This is a genomic window from Candidatus Brocadia sp., from assembly GCA_021646415.1.
In the GTDB taxonomy this organism is placed as follows: domain Bacteria; phylum Planctomycetota; class Brocadiia; order Brocadiales; family Brocadiaceae; genus Brocadia.
On sequence record SOEU01000010.1, the window covers coordinates 1 to 16,236 of the forward strand.

Consider the following 16,236-nt stretch of genomic DNA (forward strand, 5'->3'; position numbering starts at 1 on the left):
AAATCTATTCCCACAAAATAACTCATATCTGCTCCTCCTTTCTTACCGTTTTCACCGTTTATTTCACGATGCCCTTATGATACAATTTGGCATCGAATTGTGAAGGAGCCTTCTATATGATTATCACGTCTCACGTCCTTCCACATCCCTTATTCATCAGGTCGGCCCTGACGGAGATAAAGATAAAGTGAAAAGTGATGAGGTAACTATACATAATATATATTCATTCTTTATTCTCTATTTTATTTATCTTCTTGGTCAACATAGCTCGTATTTCCTCACAGATTGCCTCTCTCTGAGCAAAGGTATCTACCGATATATAGTTAAGTCTCTTTAATTTCTCATACCAATCTATACTTTCATTGGCAGATCCTCTGGATACATATAAATAATGCTCATACTCCTTACCTTTTCGCCTTCCATAACCTTCTGCTATATTTGCACTCACAGAAGAAACGCTCCTTAAGACTTGATTTGATATTATCCTGGCAACTTCGGTATTTGGAAACTTTTCAGCATCCTTAACAACATCCTCAAATAAACTCATTGCTTTTTGCCATACTACTAAATCTCTGAAATCATTCATATTGATCCCTTCCTTTCTCCTTATTTTATCTTTTCTTTTCACCTTCCTTTTCCCTTTCACTCTGCCCTTTCTCTTTCACTCCGCCTTAAGCGGGCCGTCTCAATCCCTTATTCATCAGGTCGGCCCTGACGGAGATAAAGATAAAGTGAAAAGTGAGAAAAAATCATTCAGCACGCACTACCATTTTTCATTCTTCCTATCTTTCACTCATCCCTTTATCTCTCACTCCAACGGGCCGTCTCAATCCCTTATTCATCAGGTCAATGATTCACACATGAGGATGGGAATGATGTCCCTCATTTATTTAATGTGTCTCAATCCCTTATTCATCAGGTCAATGATTCACACAGAAAGTCCAGGTATCATGGACACCGCCTACGAAGTCTCAATCCCTTATTCATCAGGTCAATGATTCACACAGAAAGTCCAGGTATCATGGACACCGCCTACGAAGTCTCAATCCCTTATTCATCAGGTCAATGATTCACACTCAGCAATTGAGGTCTTTGCGGCTTTATATCGCTCGCGTCTCAATCCCTTATTCATCAGGTCAATGATTCACACTTTATGATTTTTTCGTACTGTATCGGTTGCGCAATCGGTTGCGGTCTCAATCCCTTATTCATCAGGTCAATGATTCACACGCCAAGGCACTCCACTTCAGTTCGCGGTTGATACTGAAAAAGTCTCAATCCCTTATTCATCAGGTCAATGATTCACACGAAAGCGAATTGAGGGCACTCCAGGCAGACAGCGAGACGCGTCTCAATCCCTTATTCATCAGGTCAATGATTCACACGGGAGGGAGCAGCATTATCAAGGTGGCGGTCTAGTACGGGCGTCTCAATCCCTTATTCATCAGGTCAATGATTCACACGGTACCCCTTTCAACCATAATAAACACAAATACTTACAAGGCCATTTTCTGTAACCTCCTTTTTTGAGCACCATCTTTTTCTATCACCTCCTTTAAATTTGGACAAAAATTTATTATAATTATCCACAAACACATTATTTACAGTTTTTTCTGTAACCACCCCCTCTTTTTGCAACGTTTTCGAGTTTCGTTAACCCATTGCAGTACCTTACACGATGTAGACATCCTCCACTCTGGTTACTTTCCCCTGCCCGATAACGTGAATAACCCTTTCACAATTTGCACAGATGGTATATATTCTCACACTGTCGTCCTCCTGCAAGACAATTTTCTTAATTCTGGTCACCATTTTGTTCAGGAGACTGCTATCCAATATACATTCAAAGACGCTATATTGCACCCTGTCTCCAAAATCCTTAAGCACCTTTGCCAGTTTCGTTCTCCTTCCGGTGTCAGGTATGTCATAAGAGACGAGATACAGCATATCATACCTCCTGCAGAAAAGGGATATATCGTTCATTATTCTGAATACTGGCAGCCAGTTTTTCCGCCTGAAAACGAAAACACTTTCGAAACGTGGTATTTTCTTTGGTTTCTTGTCGAATAAACTCGCGATTGAGCATGCCCTCGTATTCCACAAAATAACGCTTCAATGCCTCACGCCTGAGATATACTCCTTCATTGGGGTTTGAGTAAAAGTCCTCCTGTCCGAAAACCCTGTTGTTTACGAGATTGAGCGTAAGCCGGTCGGCTACTGGGGCTCGAAATTCCTCCATGAGGTCAGAAGCGAGGGATGCCCGCCCATAGTCAATACTATGATAGTAAGCAAGGTATGGATCAAAACCCAGTCCATCGAGGAGCGATGATAGTTCACTAAAAATCATAGTATAGCTCAGGGAAAGGAGGGCATTGACGGGATCGGTGGACGGATGCTTCTTTCTTCCCGGAAAACTGAATTCACCCAGGATCATTCTGCCAAAGGCATCAAAATAAACCTTCGCCGCATTCCCTTCCATGCCAAACAACTGATTGATATAGGTAGCCGATTCCACATCTTCAAGCTTTGTTTCAAGAGCGGCAATCTCCGTTTCAAGGTGAAGCTTAGGATGATTATACGAAAACAGGCGGACAACATTATAGCAATTCATGATCTTCCCAGCCACAATTGCCTTTGAGAGCATGAGCCTGAAGTCATTATCCCAATATTTCTTGAACTGTTGGAGACGCAGGGTAATGTTTTTGGGTGTAGGAGAGGTTATCTGGCCTATGAGTTTGCCCGTTCGTGTGAGAATGGCCATCTCTATGCCATGTTCAAAGAGTTCATGCACGGCCTGAGTGGTAAACTGGACGTTCCCGAAGATAAGCACGGCATCTATTTTGTGACACTGCACTTCAAGAAGAATGTTATCATCCTTCTGGACAATAAGCCGGTCACCGCTCTTGCGTAAAACAGAGTTCTGTTCGGTCAGATAAAGGTTAGCCACAATCAAAACCTTTCTTTGGAGTAGTGCAGTACTTCTTTCCTCTGATCTTATCCTTGCCTACATCTTTCATCTTTACATTTGCTAAAAACGCAAATGAATGAACATTGCCCCTCCTTGCGAAAGAGGAAATCGGAAGCAAATTATTTCTTTACCTCCCCTTTGTCCCCTCCTTGCAAAGGAGGGGATTGAGGGGTGGTTTTTGTAATAATATCGTGTAAGACACCTTTTATATTTTTGACTATGTCATTATTTGTATATCGTAACACCTTAATTCCCAGAGCCTCTATCTCTTTTTGTCTTTGCCCATCAGAAACAATCCGAGGTTCATAGTAATGAACCCCACCATCAACTTCGATTGCCAATCTGCGTTCCGGGCAATAAAAATCGACCGTATAATTATTAATCCCATATTGCCTTCTGAATTTTAAACCGTTAATTTGTTTGCCTTTTAATTTTGACCAAAGTAATATTTCCGCTTTTGTCATCTTCTTTCGTAAATACTGCCTTTTCTTTGTATGTTCTTTTTTGTTAAACATTTCTGTCATATTTAACAACCTCCCCTTTGTCCCCTCCTTGCGAAGGAGGGGATTGAGGGGTGGTAAAATTAATTTTTATGCCTTCACCCTCCTTCGTATGGAGGGGAACTTTTACAGCCTCATATAAAAATGTGAGTATGCATAACCATTTGAGGGTTAGGATGAGGATGGGCTATTACTTCGCTTCTTGAAATAATCATCTAAGTTTAATGGACCAGGATAAAACAGGACTTTTTTCTCCTTCTTTGGGCGATCAAAAGGTACCATAATCATGCTTCGCACGAAGGTAACGCCGAGGAATTTGAATCCGTCTTCAAAGTTAAGTATTTGTTCTTCATCCAGCTTTAAAAGAAGTTTTCCAAGGGCCTGTTTTGATAATTGAAGTGCATTCTTTGCCTCTTCTGGTTTTTTGCAAAGAATGACAAAGTCATCAGAATACCTGATTAATCTATATCCTTTCTTTAACAATGCCTCATCCAATTCGTCCAGAAACAAGTTGGCCAGGATGGGAGAAATGGGTGAACCCTGCGGAATACCTTTTTCTAATACAGTTAATGATTCACCATCCCAGATTTCGGCCTTCAGCCAGAGTTCTATAAGTTTTTGGATATAGGGAATAGAGACATATTTTTTGAATTTTGCCAGCAGAAGGTCATGATCCACGCTGTCAAAAAAGGCGTCTATGTCGGCATCCACTATCCAATGATAACCATGATCATAATATTCCTTAATCCTATAAACAGCCTGTTTCACTGAACGACCTTTCCGATAAGCAAAACTGCAATCCTCGAATTCCCGTTCAAGAATAGGCTCAATGGCTTGTAAAACGGCTGCCTGGACAACCCTGTCTCTCACCGTCGGAATGCACAGTGCCCTAGCCTCACCATTCCCCTTGTCAACCAGGATCTTCAGCAGCGGGAGGGGTGAGTACGTTTGCTCAGCCAGTTCCCTTTGCATGATTCTGAGGTTTATATCCAGATTGCCCTCATATTGTTCAATAGTAACTCCATCCACCCCCGCACAACCGTGATTCTCCTTAACAGCCTGAAAGGCGGAATACCGGGATGTAAGGTTAATAGCGAAGTTGTTCATGCTCAAAATGGATTGTGGTCAAATATCAACACGTCTCCGGTTACAGGAGACCGATATGTCAGTTTCTTCGCCTTGCCATGTAGCGCATGGGCAACAGCCAGATAAAGCCACACAGGGGCTTTGCCCGTTAAAACTATTTCATTGCCTTCGCCAGCCAGGTCAACGACTTTTTTAATATAATTTGACAAGTTTGAAAGCTTGGCGGTTTCAGAGAAAAATGTGCTCAAGTCTATTTCTTTAACCATCGATATTGAATCAACCAACCTTTGCTATATGTATCTTTGAGTAAAGCTCTAACAAATATTCACCCATTTTATCTAATATGATTCCTGGTTTTATAGCAAGCGGAATAACGTTGTATTTTCCACTTTGCTGTTCTACATATTGAATATCTATAGAGGAATCTAGTGCACCGAAAATCAATCCAATAGTAATTGATTTGGTTCCACCTGAAATGTCCACAATAATATCGGTGCTTTTTAAGCTTATATGGTTCAGATTTTCTTTTGAATAAATTTTAGAGAGTAAAGATTTTACTTGTTCAATCAATTCAAGTTCGCCACTTTCAGTTAAGTGGCAAATATTCTTGTGTCCATCTCGATCATAAATCTTTGCATTAGGCATGAATTTATTGAGAAATTCTTTAATACATTCCCTGTAAGGCATACTATCTTTAGTTGCTAATGGCCATACATATTGAAGAACATCTTTATGGTGATATAATCCCTTAAACAGTTGGCCAATACTCTGTTCTTTATATAGCAGGCTTATATCAGGTTGTTTTGTGGCTAAAATTATTTTATTTATTTCTTCAGGTGGTTTCTGTGGTTTACTCAAGGACAAAACCATTCCCCTATGTTGATTCACAACCTGCGAAGTAGTCTCGTCCATAGAACGCTGATTTAAAATTGGTTTGAATTTTAGATATATATAACTTATCCATGCACAAAAAGAAAAAAACGGAAACAGATTAATGAATATGTTCAACCAATTGAGGACAAGAGGTCTTTCCGCAAAAACAGTCAATAGCAGTTTCCAAAATTCGTATAGACCATTAGTCGCTATGCCTAACCAGGCAAGAGTACCAATACCGGTAATAATAATCTTAGGAGTAATTCTGTCGATTCCTAAAATCTTTAGTGCTGTCATTTTTCATTCTCCACTATTAATTTCACCCATCCTAGCGTGTCCTGTTTGTTGTTTAATAGGTTAACAACCCGCCTTGTCTTTGGGAAATTACCTGTGTAACTAGTATTTTTCGTGGCATGGCATAGGATATTATCATAAAGGGTTTTATCTTTGTCTTTGACTAACAGTCCCATCGTAATACTAAAATAACCTTCGTTTTTCCCTATGCGGATAGCAGGGCTGGTTGGGGTATTCTGATGCTTGATACTATGAAGCATAGTAATTATTTGTGGCTTATTGAGATTTGTAAAATAGTCTATTTCCTCTCTTAAAAGCCTATCTGTAAATTGGTAACAACACTGAAATACATTTTCTATATCTGAAACCACCCACTTTTGTTCAGGAGTAAAACCGAGTTTATCAAGAACAGTTCTATTTGTTCTGTTGTTCTCCAATTGAGAGAACTGACACGTAAAGATTTGATCTTGTGTACAGAGTTCCTGGAAAAGAATGATATCTGTTAAATTACCTTGTGTGTCTCGTTTTTTGGTATTTTCTACCTTCATACTCGAAACAAATAAACATTGAAAAGGGTCTTTTAACTCGCTGTCTCCTACTTGAAAAACTTTCAGAAGATCATACTTTGCATCACTGTTGTTATTTACCCTGAAAAGCTTGTTTTGCAAGTTCTCTTCAATTTTGCCCACTTCTTTTATAAAAATATTTTTAATGTCATTTATTCTTATTTTTGGATATTCTTCATGCCGGATTTTCTTTGTTATCTCATTCAGTCTCTTTTCACCGAATAGTCTTTTTAATTCCTCTTTTTGAATTTGTTTAAGTTCCGATATTGATAAGTAACTATTACCCTTTCTACCACAAGACGAAAGAATCAAAAATGTATTTCTAAATTTATTTTGAAGTTCCAACAACTGTTTTTTTAACCATACATAATTTTCATTGCTGCCTAATAAATGATATGCTATTGCCGTCCTTATTGCCCCTTTTATTTCTGTACCAGGAATATAAGGTCTATTGTTTTGCTTGATAAAGCAATCAATATCACGCAGATTTCTTTCGGCGGAATAGTTGTTGAGGGTATATATGGCAACTTTTTTGAATTCGTTTAAAAGTTGAGGCTTGTTGAGTTCAGACTTACAAAATTTAAACCAACTTGGATACTTCTCTGATACAACCCAATCCATAAAAGATTGCAAGTCTTTCTGGTTTAATATCGTTTTTATTCGATCAAAGTTCATAACAAATACTCTCTTTGGAGTTGAGAAAATATCTTCAACGTATGACAGCCCGTTATACTTCTCTCCATTCCCAATATGTATTGGAGATAAGGTTTTAATTTGAAGTTTCATCTTGAACCTCCTATATTGCCAAAGACAGGAAAGGCAAGTCCGTTCTGATAAATCTTCTGTCTGTTTATTTCTTTTACAACAGGAATTCTTCCGTAAAATTCTCTTTTTTCGTTAGCTTCAAAACATGAGCCTTCTTTCAGATACATGACCTTAGACTTCCATACATCTTTACCTTTGAATTCTGCCTCTGAATCAACCTTTGAGCGATACGGGAATATTTCATAAAACATGGCTGGACTCTCTAGATTTATCTGTTTTACATCAGGAATATACCTGGAAAGGGTGAAAAATTTGCGTGAGTTGTCATCTCCTATGGACACTTCGTTCAAAATATCTATCTTAAACCTTCCCTTCCCAACAGAGCGATTACCGCCAATACCCTTGTCTTTGAGATAACGGAAAACTGGCCTAAAGAAATCTATCTCATTAGTTTTCATTAAAAAGTGTAGTTTAAATGCAGGACTTGTAAAATATTCTTGCTGATAAAAGGTTTGTCCTTCTCCACCGGTGGACATAGTCAATCGATCTGTGGAATTTTTCTGTACAGCCATACTTTTTGATCCTGGGTTTAACTTTTCAAAAATAGTCTTATATTCTTCATCATCCATAAGTAATTTGCCAGTAAGTTTAATACCTCCATTATAAAAAATCTTAAACAATTCACCTTCAGAAGTACCGTTCAATATTTTCATAAATAAAGAGGCCGATACATACTCTGCCTTCTTGAATTCCTTATAACGGGAGATAATACACACTATCTCTTTCTTTGTCTGCGCCATCTTGTTAATATTTGAGGCAGAAATGCATTCTAAGATTGGCCTTGGATAAAAAGGTATTGCCGTGTTTGCTTCTTCAATGTATGGAAACGTGGACGAGATAACGAATTTTGGATTTAACTGGAATTCATGCAGTATATCCACCAATGAGTTTTTATCTGAGCTATCTTGGTATATCCTTCTTATTCCCCAGCAGATCGCACCAAATAGGGTATCTGACGAAGGAAGGCTAGAAAAAGAGGAAGAAGGAGTAAGTTTTATTTGATAAATTTTCATTTCTGCGCCTTTATTGGGAAAATAGTATTAAAATTTATATGAATATCTCTTGGCGTTTCGTTACCGCTCTGGTTAACCACAGTCTCATCTTTGCCTTGGATATAATAAGCCATTTCTCTTTTATAAATTTTTATCTTTTCAAAAACTACCTTCCCAGAACCTCTGCTTCCACTTCCGCCAAGGGCACTGTCCTCAAGGAGCATCATCCCTTCAAAGACCTTTTTAATTTTCTGTTCATCCTCCTCTTTATAAATATCAAAAAGCATCTCAACTTCAAATACTGAATCGGCTGTAACCCTTTCCATCGGTCTCGGATTTGCTTCAGACGTCAGTCTGTTGATAGTATTTTCAGTTTTTATTTCCGTGTAAATTTTTTCGCCGAAGTTGATTTCCCACCTCTCAACAGTATCTTTTTTAGGAAAACTATCACGCACAGTAAGGCGCGTTGGTTCTTTAACTGCCGATGCTGCCGAACAGCCAAATACGATACAGACATCACACGTACCACAGTCACATGGCTTTATGGAAGGGGACATTCGATCAAGCTCTTCTTGTAATTTATTCTTTTTTACAGGATTGTTTTCACCCGAGATTTTATCTATCAATGCTTTTCTCTTTGTTTCAAATTCATCAATTTGGTATTCAGTACAGGTTAAATTGTTTGCTCTTTTTGTGGTCCACTCAAGCAAACTTCTTATCTTCCCTTTTAGTGACGAGCCTGGTATATAGGGATAACCTGTAATAGGGTCTTTAATTACTGGGTTTTCCATCCCCCCTATATCAAATCCCTCATCCGTTCCACCAATATGTAATCCAGTAATACAACGCATATCTCCCTTGATGATATATTTGCCAGAAAATTTGTAACTATTGTTTGACATGAGATACTCCTCCCTTTTTATCCATTTCTCTTTTCTTATGATATGCAATGACTGCCGTTAACAAGTTTACAAATCTTTTAAAATCCACAACTGTCTTAATCTTGTTACTAGACAAACATATCTTCATAACTTCATAAAAGTCTCTTGTTATTAAGCCCCTTCCGTAACTATAAGCAAGTTCGGGCATAAGTGGATAAAACCCTCTGGGGTCAACCGGATCATTATTTTCTCTACCTTTTAGTTCTACTGTTTCTATCTTTTTTATATGTCCAAAAAACTTCCTTATCTGGGTAAATTTCATTTCCCCCCTTTCTCCAGCTATAATATCAGCAATTTTCCCTTCAAGAGCATAATCCTCAGGTTCTAGCACGGAAAGTGTTTTAAGGCTTTCAAGATGCTTTTTTACATCTCCCATTGAATTAAAAGAAATCATCATTAATCCCCCTTTCTTGATTTCAACAAGGCATAGCTTGCTGGTATTCTAATTTTTCTAAAATATCCGTTGCCAACCGTTAGTAATTTCTCTTTGAGATATTCTTTCAATTTTATTTCTCCACTCGTTATTTTTGCATCCTTTTTAATATTCCTTTCCATTTGATAAATTAATGCTGGAATATAATTGAGGTCATCCCCTGATTCATACTGTTTATGTTTCCTTAAAAGTCCATGAATAAAACCCCTAGGCAAACGATCTTCTTTTTCAACAGCGGTAATTGCCTCAAAAAACATTTCTCCGCAATCGAGAAGATTATCAAAACCAATAGATTCTCCATCCATCCACTCAACTGTTTCTCCAAAAATAGTTATTCGCCTTCTCCCTTTATCCTTTGACGATTCAAGTGCATCACCAGCAGCCTCTACCGCCAAGCTTATAGGATACTTGGGTTTGCAAAAAAATATACCGGCAGAGATATTTATATCAACATTATTACAGGTATATACTTTAAATTCGTCACGAATCTTCTTTGCAAGAACTGGCATCTCACTCCACGGACCAACAATCATGAGGTCATCTCCACCAGAATATACAATATAAAAGATGTTTTCTATCTTATCGGCTTTTTCTCCCCAACCAGCCTTATGGGCATCCTTTTTCCATTCTTCAAAAACTTTTTTACAAATATTATTCAGGTATCCACCAAAAAACCAATCCATCCCCCTGCTTAAGGCAGCAATTCGGGATATAGATTTTTGTCCTTCAGGAAGTCCAATGGCAAATATAAGTCCAAGGTAATCCACATCCATCTTAAGGATGCCAATCCTCTTATCGCCTATGCTCATATCTGCTATAGTCTCAAAGGTTAAAACCCTATCCTTTAGTGCCTGCTTTTTGCCATCTTCCTCTTCTTCTGTTTCTTGCTCAAAATCCTCCTTTGCTATAGGGGCGGCATTACCAATGAATCTGAAATTGCCAATAGTCTCATTCATCATTTGAATAGTTAAAACATCTGGAAGTTCATTGTATTTGTCAGTATATTCATTTGCTGATAAAAGATAAACATTTCCAAACTCACCAAACTCTATGTCAACACCCTTCATCGAGTTATTGGGTCTTGAGAGAAAGGCTAAATAGCAAGTTTTGGGCAACTTGCTCCCTATTTCATGGTGTTTTTTGCATAATATACATACCTCATCATTTTCCCCTTTTTTTACAAGTGTTGTATTGCAAGACCTGCAAACTCTAATCTCTTCCTCTGGTTTTCTATCTTCCAACCAAAACCAATTCTCACCCAAAAACTCTTTACTCTTCCTTTTCTTAACCAATGATAACTTGTCATCTAGAGTCTTTAAGAGATTAGAATAGTCCTTGAGGTCATTACGGTCGGCACTTACTGAAACCAGCACGAGTCCTAATTCACCGTTGTATTCTTTCAACAGCCATGTATTTATCTGGGTTAATATTTTACCAATATCATGTTGAATTTTATCTGTATTAGGTATCAGCATTTCAAATCTGCCACCACCGCAAAAGAGGAGATGAGGCGTTGCCAGAAATAATTTATTAAGGATGTAAGTAGCCATTACTTCTTGCAGTAATACTAAATAAAATGAACGCCCTCTTAACCTCTTAGAAATACCACCAATACCTTGAGTGCTTGTTATTTTGTAAATAAATTTCTGGATGCCTGAAATATCACCACTAAGAAGCAAAAATTCATTCCCATCTTTCTCACCACTTAACTTTTTAACAAATAAACATCCTGCTATTGCAGAGGTTGTTTTAAGATGGTCAAATAGAGAAATGTCCGACTCACTTTTGTAAGCTTCACTCGGTATGCACCATGTATATTTTTGGAGAAGTGAATAAAGAGTGTTTAAATAGGAATGTGTGTTAAATGCTAGGATATTTTTGACTTCCAAAGCAAAGTCTTCCCACAATTTTTTATATTCATCTTCAAGATTTTGTTCAGGGAGCTTACAAGGAAATAAATCATCCTTTTTTAGGGATAGAGGTTTCAGGTGGTGGGAATATTCATTTATTTCCATCCCATTATTGTAAAGAGATATTTTTCCAAAAACTGACCAAAGTCGTTCTTTAGATGGGTCTCCAGTTTCTTCTGCATCAAGACTAATTCTTTCCATACCAGCAGATAAGGCATCTGCCAAGGTAATAAATTCAGCATGGTCATGATGTGTGTTTATTGCAAACGCTATTTTCTCTTTTTCTTCCTCTCCAAATAGAATTCGTATCTTTTTAGCAAAATACTTTTGGTAACATTTTAGTCCAAGAGAGGCATGATCTCTAGCTTTTCTTTCTTCTTTGTCTAATCCTCTTTGATAAAACTTCCCAATATCATGGAGCAGTCCTGCAAGCACTACCGTCTGATATTCCCTTTTCTTTTTTTCGTCCATTTTTTCCTCCAGTATTATCGCTTATCGTGACCGTGTACCGTATCCGTTGAAACACACCCCTGCGCCCCTTATTCGACAAGCTCATGACAAGTCTTGTTTGAAGGAAATTACGGACACATCTCACGATAATTTAAGCTTTATTCCCGTCCTCTTTATCTCCTCCGCCAGCATCCCTCCATCGTAAAAATCTTCGGGTCTGAAAGGGAGTGGTTCTATACGACTATCAATCTTTCGTCTCAGTGGCACAATCCTTCTCCGGTCTTCAAATCGATCTCCGGTAAAATCTGGTGAAACCAGCACAACGTCAATATCGCTCCATTCCTTAGCCGTACCCTTTACAAAAGAGCCAAAGAGAATTGCCTCTCTTATTTTGATCCCCTTTTTCAAAAAGGTGGTTTGCAACCTTCCATTATTGGGGGGATTAAGGCGCAGTCTTTTTGCGCCGAATCCACCTTCCACATTTTTCTAAATGGTGGATTCGCTTCGCTTAATCCACCCTACCCATACTGAAGATTCTAGCCAGTATTGAACGCTTTTCCTCTGTTTTTCACCCATTTTTTTCTTCATTATGTGTTCGTTGTTCGTGACCGTACTCGGTGTCCTTGAAACACACCCCTGCGCCCCTCTTTTCAGAGGGAAATATACTTCCTTGCCTCTCGTTCAACTGGGTGCTCACGACGAATCTTGTTAAAAGGGAATTACGGACACGTCTCATGAAAAAAGCCTTTCCCTTATCCTTTTTGCCTTTTCCGACATCGCCTTGTGGAAAAACTCCATCTGTGCCTCAAGCCACAGAAGCTTTTCCCGCACAGGCTTTTGTCTGTATGCTTCTATATCTTCTTTGGATTTGTAATAAAGCAAGGGTGGTTTATTTTTCATACTTCCATTCCTCTTTAATCTGTTTCAGATAAAATACATCTGCAATATCCTGCGGTCTGCCTGACTTTTCCTTCATCTCGATGAGATATTTCAGGGATATTACAGGAATGATTATCCTGCCTGCCTTCATCTCCTCTCTTGCTTCATATACCTTTTTGAAATCGAATGGTAATTCAACAAAAATATCAAGGAGAAAGAACGGATTTTTTGGATCGAATAAACTAAAAACCATCATCCCTTTATCTTTTATCCAGCTTTCCCTATTTTCCCTTTTAATAAAGTCATCGAGATTTACCGGAATTTTTGGTTTAAAATTCAGCTCTTTCATAACTGCAACAAATCTATTGATGTTATTTTCTTCCAAATCGACAACGAGATCGATATCAGCCGTAGCCCTTTCGATGCCGTAGAGATTGACAGCAATACCTCCGGCAACCAGATAGCGAACCTTAGCTTTATTTAATGCTGAAAATAGACTTTCAAATTTGATCAAATCAAACTCCTTTTTTCTTTCACCCCTTTGGGGTTGATTCTCTATTATTTCTCTGTCCAGGTGCTTCGCCCCTGGCTACATACTTTCTGCCCTTTGGGCATTTGAATTATTGCCTCCGTGTCTCTGTGGTAAAAATAAGTTTATTGTATAGGAATTTTTATTTTATTTAAGCGATTTTCGAGTCCATAACCAATATGGCATGGTAATAGTCTAATGGAAGACCTCCCCTTCATCGTTCGACTGAGCGTTCGTCTGAGCTCACGCCGAAGACTCACGACGAAGTCCCCTCCTTGCGAAGGAGGGGAAAGAGGGGTGGTTATAAGTTCTATAAAATCTCATACTTCCCCAACCCAAAGGATGTCCCTTTCCCCACATGCACATACTCTCCTAACTTTAGCAAGGGTATAAATTCATTCAAATCGCCCTCATATGAAACGGTACCCGTAACACCACCCAGCGACATCCATTCTTCCTGCCGTGTGGAATAGCGCTTCCAGTCAAACCACTGAATGTCCGATGCTGTCTGCCTTACTGTCTTTGCTTTTTCAATAAGACCTTTAAAATCTAGTTCCAGCTTTTCGCCACAATGGAAATAAGATAAAGAGGAGATACGACGCAAGAGGTTTCTGATAAGGACATGGAATTCGATTTTGTCGGTTATATGGCCATCAAAACGCAGGCGTAGCGGGGTTAATAGCGAAATGGTTATTTTGTTGTTATGGTTATTTCCATGAGAACTACCCTGTTGAGGCAAGTTTTTGACCCCGCCTTTATCCTCCCCTTCGTAAGGGGAGGAAACTGCGCTGTTTTTACCTTGCAATGATGAGAAAGTTTTATTGCATTTTGCCATAGAGCGGTTTTCCATATTTTCCTGGACAAATTGGCGGGCTTGTATGATGGGATAATGGTTTGTGAGTGTTTGGTCTTTACTGTTGTAAATCTGAACAGACTCGTTTTCTAAACCGATGCCTTCCACCTTTAGCAGGTCGTATTTACCCCTGCCCTGTCCGACCCCCTGTTTTCCCAGTTCGGTAAAGGTATAGATAAAATAGGGCAGGTAATCGATGGCTTGACCTATGAGGATCAGGTGAAAGGTGAATGCTTCGCCTGGTGCGAAGGATTGTTTCTTGTCTGAAGGCGGTTCAATAACAAAGGGGTGGGGTACTTTTGGATAAAGCCGAAGTATCTCGGTATCTTGTGGAGGAGGGGTCTCAAAGATGTACGAATAAATGCACTTTTGTTTCAGGAGACACTCATCACATCCCTTGCCTTTTATCACACAGACAACACGTTTAAAGGCATATCCAAAACCGCCACGAAAGGCAGCGCCTTTATAGGTAGGAAAGCGTATGTGCTCTTTGGCGCAGACGGTAAATCTGAACTTTGCCAGTCGGAATGTATTGAGCATAGAAAACCTAATAAAAATTAGATTAATTCCAGCGAAACCGGTGTTTTTAAAGATCTGCTTAACCCCAATATATTGTATATCCTATGAGAAAATCAATGAGAAAATATAATTGATAATGGTTTATTTCATGAAGAAACAAATTTCCTTGAATACCTCACTATTACTGGTAAAATATGAAAATTTGCAAGAGTATCAATACAGGTAAAAACAACAGAATGCCCTATGTATTTGTTTTCTCAGCGTTCTCTGCGCCTTCTGTGGTGAACTATTACGATTTTTATGTGATTACAATTTATACTATTAGCTTTACCCGCTACCATGGACAAACTTCATGTAACGACACAGTCCCATGCAGAGTTTATCGATATCACACAGGAAGTGAATGGAATCCTGGAAAAAAGAGAGATTAAGGAAGGGATATGCTATGTATTTGTGCCCCATACAACAGCCGCCGTTACGATTAATGAAAACGCCGACCCTTCCGTCCGAAAAGATATAGTAAATGAACTCAACAGGCTGGTACCATGGAATGGGCATTATACTCATATGGAAGGGAATGCCGCGGCCCATATCAAAGCATCGCTGGTAGGCTCTTCCGTATCTATACCCATTTCAGGCGGGAAATTGGCCCTTGGGACATGGCAGGGTATTTATTTCTGCGAATTTGATGGACCCCGACGCAGAGAAGTTTTTGTACAAATTATTAAGCGTGAATAGCACCCAAATTAAACACAGAGCCGCACTCAATTGCCCCTGGAATCTAAAAGACGCCATAAAGGTTTTCCTGGCCTACATGCTCCTTATGCTTGTCGGGATGCCAGTTATCGTACGGTTCATCAACGCATTATTTGGTTATAACGTTCTGAACAACATTACACCGCGGAGCCTGATTCTCTTCATTTCACTTTTTGTTAATCTATCGATCTGTGCCTACGTATTGTACATTGTCTGCATTCAATATCATCAATCAATTGCCGCCCTGGGACTGTCTGTCACAAATTTATTTTCCAATATAAAACAGGGTATTAAACGATATCTCATTACGTTACCTCTCATCATGCTTGCGGGTTTCATTATCAACCTGATCTCCAGCTATTACGGGCAAAATCCGGAAATGCAAGATGTTGTTCGATGGGTGCTGGAAGAAAAGTCACTCTTCATCCTGGTCAGTTTGATATTTTTCGGGATTATTATTGCCCCGGTTATCGAGGAGATCATGTTTCGTGGATTTCTGCAACCGGCATTGAAAAATTCCTTCGGCAGACGATATGCCGTTGTAGTAAGTGCATCACTTTTTGCAGCCGTGCACATGGATATCTTTGCCTTTTTCCAGATATTTATTCTGGGAATGCTCCTGGGTTATTTATATGAAAAGACACAAACTCTTATTGCATCTATCGTCGTGCATGTCTTACACAATTCATTAACCCTTGTTTTTTTACTGTATTTTAAATATTTTTTAAAGGGAAAGGTTCCGGTATTCTGACTGGGAAATGGTAACAGTTCCCCACAGAGACGCAGAATATCACAGAAAATATACGCTGGAGTTGCAAGCTGTAAGCTATCTCTTTAAATTCTGAACTGTTACTGAACTTTC

17 protein-coding genes and 1 CRISPR repeat array are annotated in these 16,236 nt (G+C 38.9%); of the genes, 2 read left to right on the forward strand and 15 right to left on the reverse strand.

Annotation, left to right across the window (positions count from 1 at the left end):
• Positions 1–223: 223 nt before the first annotated feature.
• From E3K36_09380 to E3K36_09450, 15 genes are all read right to left on the reverse strand, one after another.
• Positions 224–628 (reverse strand): four helix bundle protein, encoded by a 405-nt coding sequence (locus E3K36_09380; protein MCF6155448.1) that lies wholly within the window; start codon positions 626–628, stop codon positions 224–226.
• A 195-nt stretch (positions 629–823) separates the two neighbouring features.
• Positions 824–1,463: direct repeats of the CRISPR family, unit length 37 nt; unit sequence GTCTCAATCCCTTATTCATCAGGTCAATGATTCACAC.
• Between the two features lie 208 nt (positions 1,464–1,671).
• Positions 1,672–1,947 (reverse strand): CRISPR-associated endonuclease Cas2, encoded by a 276-nt coding sequence (gene cas2 / locus E3K36_09385; protein MCF6155449.1) that lies wholly within the window; start codon positions 1,945–1,947, stop codon positions 1,672–1,674.
• A 1-nt stretch (position 1,948) separates the two neighbouring features.
• Positions 1,949–2,998, reverse strand: a complete 1,050-nt coding sequence (gene cas1 / locus E3K36_09390; protein MCF6155450.1) for a CRISPR-associated endonuclease Cas1 — start codon at positions 2,996–2,998, stop codon at positions 1,949–1,951.
• Positions 2,999–3,087: 89 nt separating this feature from the next.
• Positions 3,088–3,492 (reverse strand): endonuclease domain-containing protein, encoded by a 405-nt coding sequence (locus E3K36_09395; GenBank protein MCF6155451.1) that lies wholly within the window; start codon positions 3,490–3,492, stop codon positions 3,088–3,090.
• 147 nt (positions 3,493–3,639) lie between these two features.
• Positions 3,640–4,575, reverse strand: a complete 936-nt coding sequence (locus E3K36_09400; protein ID MCF6155452.1) for an RNA-directed DNA polymerase — start codon at positions 4,573–4,575, stop codon at positions 3,640–3,642.
• A 2-nt stretch (positions 4,576–4,577) separates the two neighbouring features.
• Positions 4,578–4,820, reverse strand: a complete 243-nt coding sequence (locus E3K36_09405) for a hypothetical protein (protein ID MCF6155453.1) — start codon at positions 4,818–4,820, stop codon at positions 4,578–4,580.
• A 10-nt stretch (positions 4,821–4,830) separates the two neighbouring features.
• Positions 4,831–5,724 carry a hypothetical protein gene (locus tag E3K36_09410; protein ID MCF6155454.1) on the reverse strand — a complete coding sequence of 298 codons (894 nt, stop codon included), beginning with the start codon at positions 5,722–5,724 and terminating at the stop codon, positions 4,831–4,833.
• The gene (gene csm5 / locus E3K36_09415) at positions 5,721–7,073 is read right to left on the reverse strand and encodes a type III-A CRISPR-associated RAMP protein Csm5 (protein ID MCF6155455.1); all 1,353 of its coding nucleotides are present in this window, start codon (positions 7,071–7,073) and stop codon (positions 5,721–5,723) included. Before csm5 ends, E3K36_09410 begins: the two co-directional genes overlap by 4 nt.
• The gene (gene csm4, locus E3K36_09420) at positions 7,070–8,125 is read right to left on the reverse strand and encodes a type III-A CRISPR-associated RAMP protein Csm4 (GenBank protein MCF6155456.1); all 1,056 of its coding nucleotides are present in this window, start codon (positions 8,123–8,125) and stop codon (positions 7,070–7,072) included. The genes csm5 and csm4 overlap by 4 nt, the downstream gene beginning before the upstream one ends.
• Positions 8,122–9,006, reverse strand: a complete 885-nt coding sequence (csm3, locus tag E3K36_09425) for a type III-A CRISPR-associated RAMP protein Csm3 (protein MCF6155457.1) — start codon at positions 9,004–9,006, stop codon at positions 8,122–8,124. The genes csm4 and csm3 overlap by 4 nt, the downstream gene beginning before the upstream one ends.
• A complete protein-coding gene (csm2, locus tag E3K36_09430) occupies positions 8,993–9,442 on the reverse strand; it encodes a type III-A CRISPR-associated protein Csm2 (protein ID MCF6155458.1) in 450 nt (149 codons plus the stop codon). The genes csm3 and csm2 overlap by 14 nt, the downstream gene beginning before the upstream one ends.
• Positions 9,442–11,859: a type III-A CRISPR-associated protein Cas10/Csm1 gene (gene cas10 / locus E3K36_09435; GenBank protein MCF6155459.1), complete on the reverse strand. Its 2,418-nt coding sequence runs from the start codon at positions 11,857–11,859 to the stop codon at positions 9,442–9,444. The genes csm2 and cas10 overlap by 1 nt, the downstream gene beginning before the upstream one ends.
• A gap of 120 nt (positions 11,860–11,979) precedes the next feature.
• Positions 11,980–12,291, reverse strand: coding sequence for a nucleotidyltransferase domain-containing protein (locus E3K36_09440; protein ID MCF6155460.1), 312 nt, complete (start codon positions 12,289–12,291; stop codon positions 11,980–11,982).
• 436 nt (positions 12,292–12,727) lie between these two features.
• Entirely contained in the window at positions 12,728–13,231 is a 504-nt protein-coding gene (locus tag E3K36_09445; protein MCF6155461.1) for a hypothetical protein, read from the reverse strand.
• A gap of 325 nt (positions 13,232–13,556) precedes the next feature.
• Entirely contained in the window at positions 13,557–14,639 is a 1,083-nt protein-coding gene (locus E3K36_09450; protein ID MCF6155462.1) for a CRISPR system precrRNA processing endoribonuclease RAMP protein Cas6, read from the reverse strand.
• 318 nt (positions 14,640–14,957) lie between these two features.
• Between E3K36_09450 and E3K36_09455 the strand changes: the two genes are divergently transcribed.
• Positions 14,958–15,356: a YjbQ family protein gene (locus E3K36_09455; protein ID MCF6155463.1), complete on the forward strand. Its 399-nt coding sequence runs from the start codon at positions 14,958–14,960 to the stop codon at positions 15,354–15,356.
• Complete coding sequence (locus E3K36_09460) at positions 15,271–16,125, forward strand: CPBP family intramembrane metalloprotease (protein MCF6155464.1); 855 nt, start codon at positions 15,271–15,273, stop codon at positions 16,123–16,125. The genes E3K36_09455 and E3K36_09460 overlap by 86 nt, the downstream gene beginning before the upstream one ends.
• Positions 16,126–16,236: the final 111 nt, after the last annotated feature.

Excerpts from the sequence above, each read along its gene's own strand:
- cas2 (MCF6155449.1), bottom strand. The coding sequence starts at position 1,947 with ATGCTGTATCTCGTCTCTTATGACATACCTGACACCGGAAGGAGAACG.
- E3K36_09395 (MCF6155451.1), bottom strand. The coding sequence starts at position 3,492 with ATGACAGAAATGTTTAACAAAAAAGAACATACAAAGAAAAGGCAGTAT.
- E3K36_09400 (MCF6155452.1), bottom strand. The coding sequence starts at position 4,575 with ATGAACAACTTCGCTATTAACCTTACATCCCGGTATTCCGCCTTTCAG.
- E3K36_09405 (MCF6155453.1), bottom strand. The coding sequence starts at position 4,820 with ATGGTTAAAGAAATAGACTTGAGCACATTTTTCTCTGAAACCGCCAAG.
- E3K36_09410 (MCF6155454.1), bottom strand. The coding sequence starts at position 5,724 with ATGACAGCACTAAAGATTTTAGGAATCGACAGAATTACTCCTAAGATT.
- csm5 (MCF6155455.1), bottom strand. The coding sequence starts at position 7,073 with ATGAAACTTCAAATTAAAACCTTATCTCCAATACATATTGGGAATGGA.
- csm4 (MCF6155456.1), bottom strand. The coding sequence starts at position 8,125 with ATGAAAATTTATCAAATAAAACTTACTCCTTCTTCCTCTTTTTCTAGC.
- csm3 (MCF6155457.1), bottom strand. The coding sequence starts at position 9,006 with ATGTCAAACAATAGTTACAAATTTTCTGGCAAATATATCATCAAGGGA.
- csm2 (MCF6155458.1), bottom strand. The coding sequence starts at position 9,442 with ATGATGATTTCTTTTAATTCAATGGGAGATGTAAAAAAGCATCTTGAA.
- cas10 (MCF6155459.1), bottom strand. The coding sequence starts at position 11,859 with ATGGACGAAAAAAAGAAAAGGGAATATCAGACGGTAGTGCTTGCAGGA.
- E3K36_09450 (MCF6155462.1), bottom strand. The coding sequence starts at position 14,639 with ATGCTCAATACATTCCGACTGGCAAAGTTCAGATTTACCGTCTGCGCC.
- E3K36_09455 (MCF6155463.1), top strand. The coding sequence starts at position 14,958 with ATGGACAAACTTCATGTAACGACACAGTCCCATGCAGAGTTTATCGAT.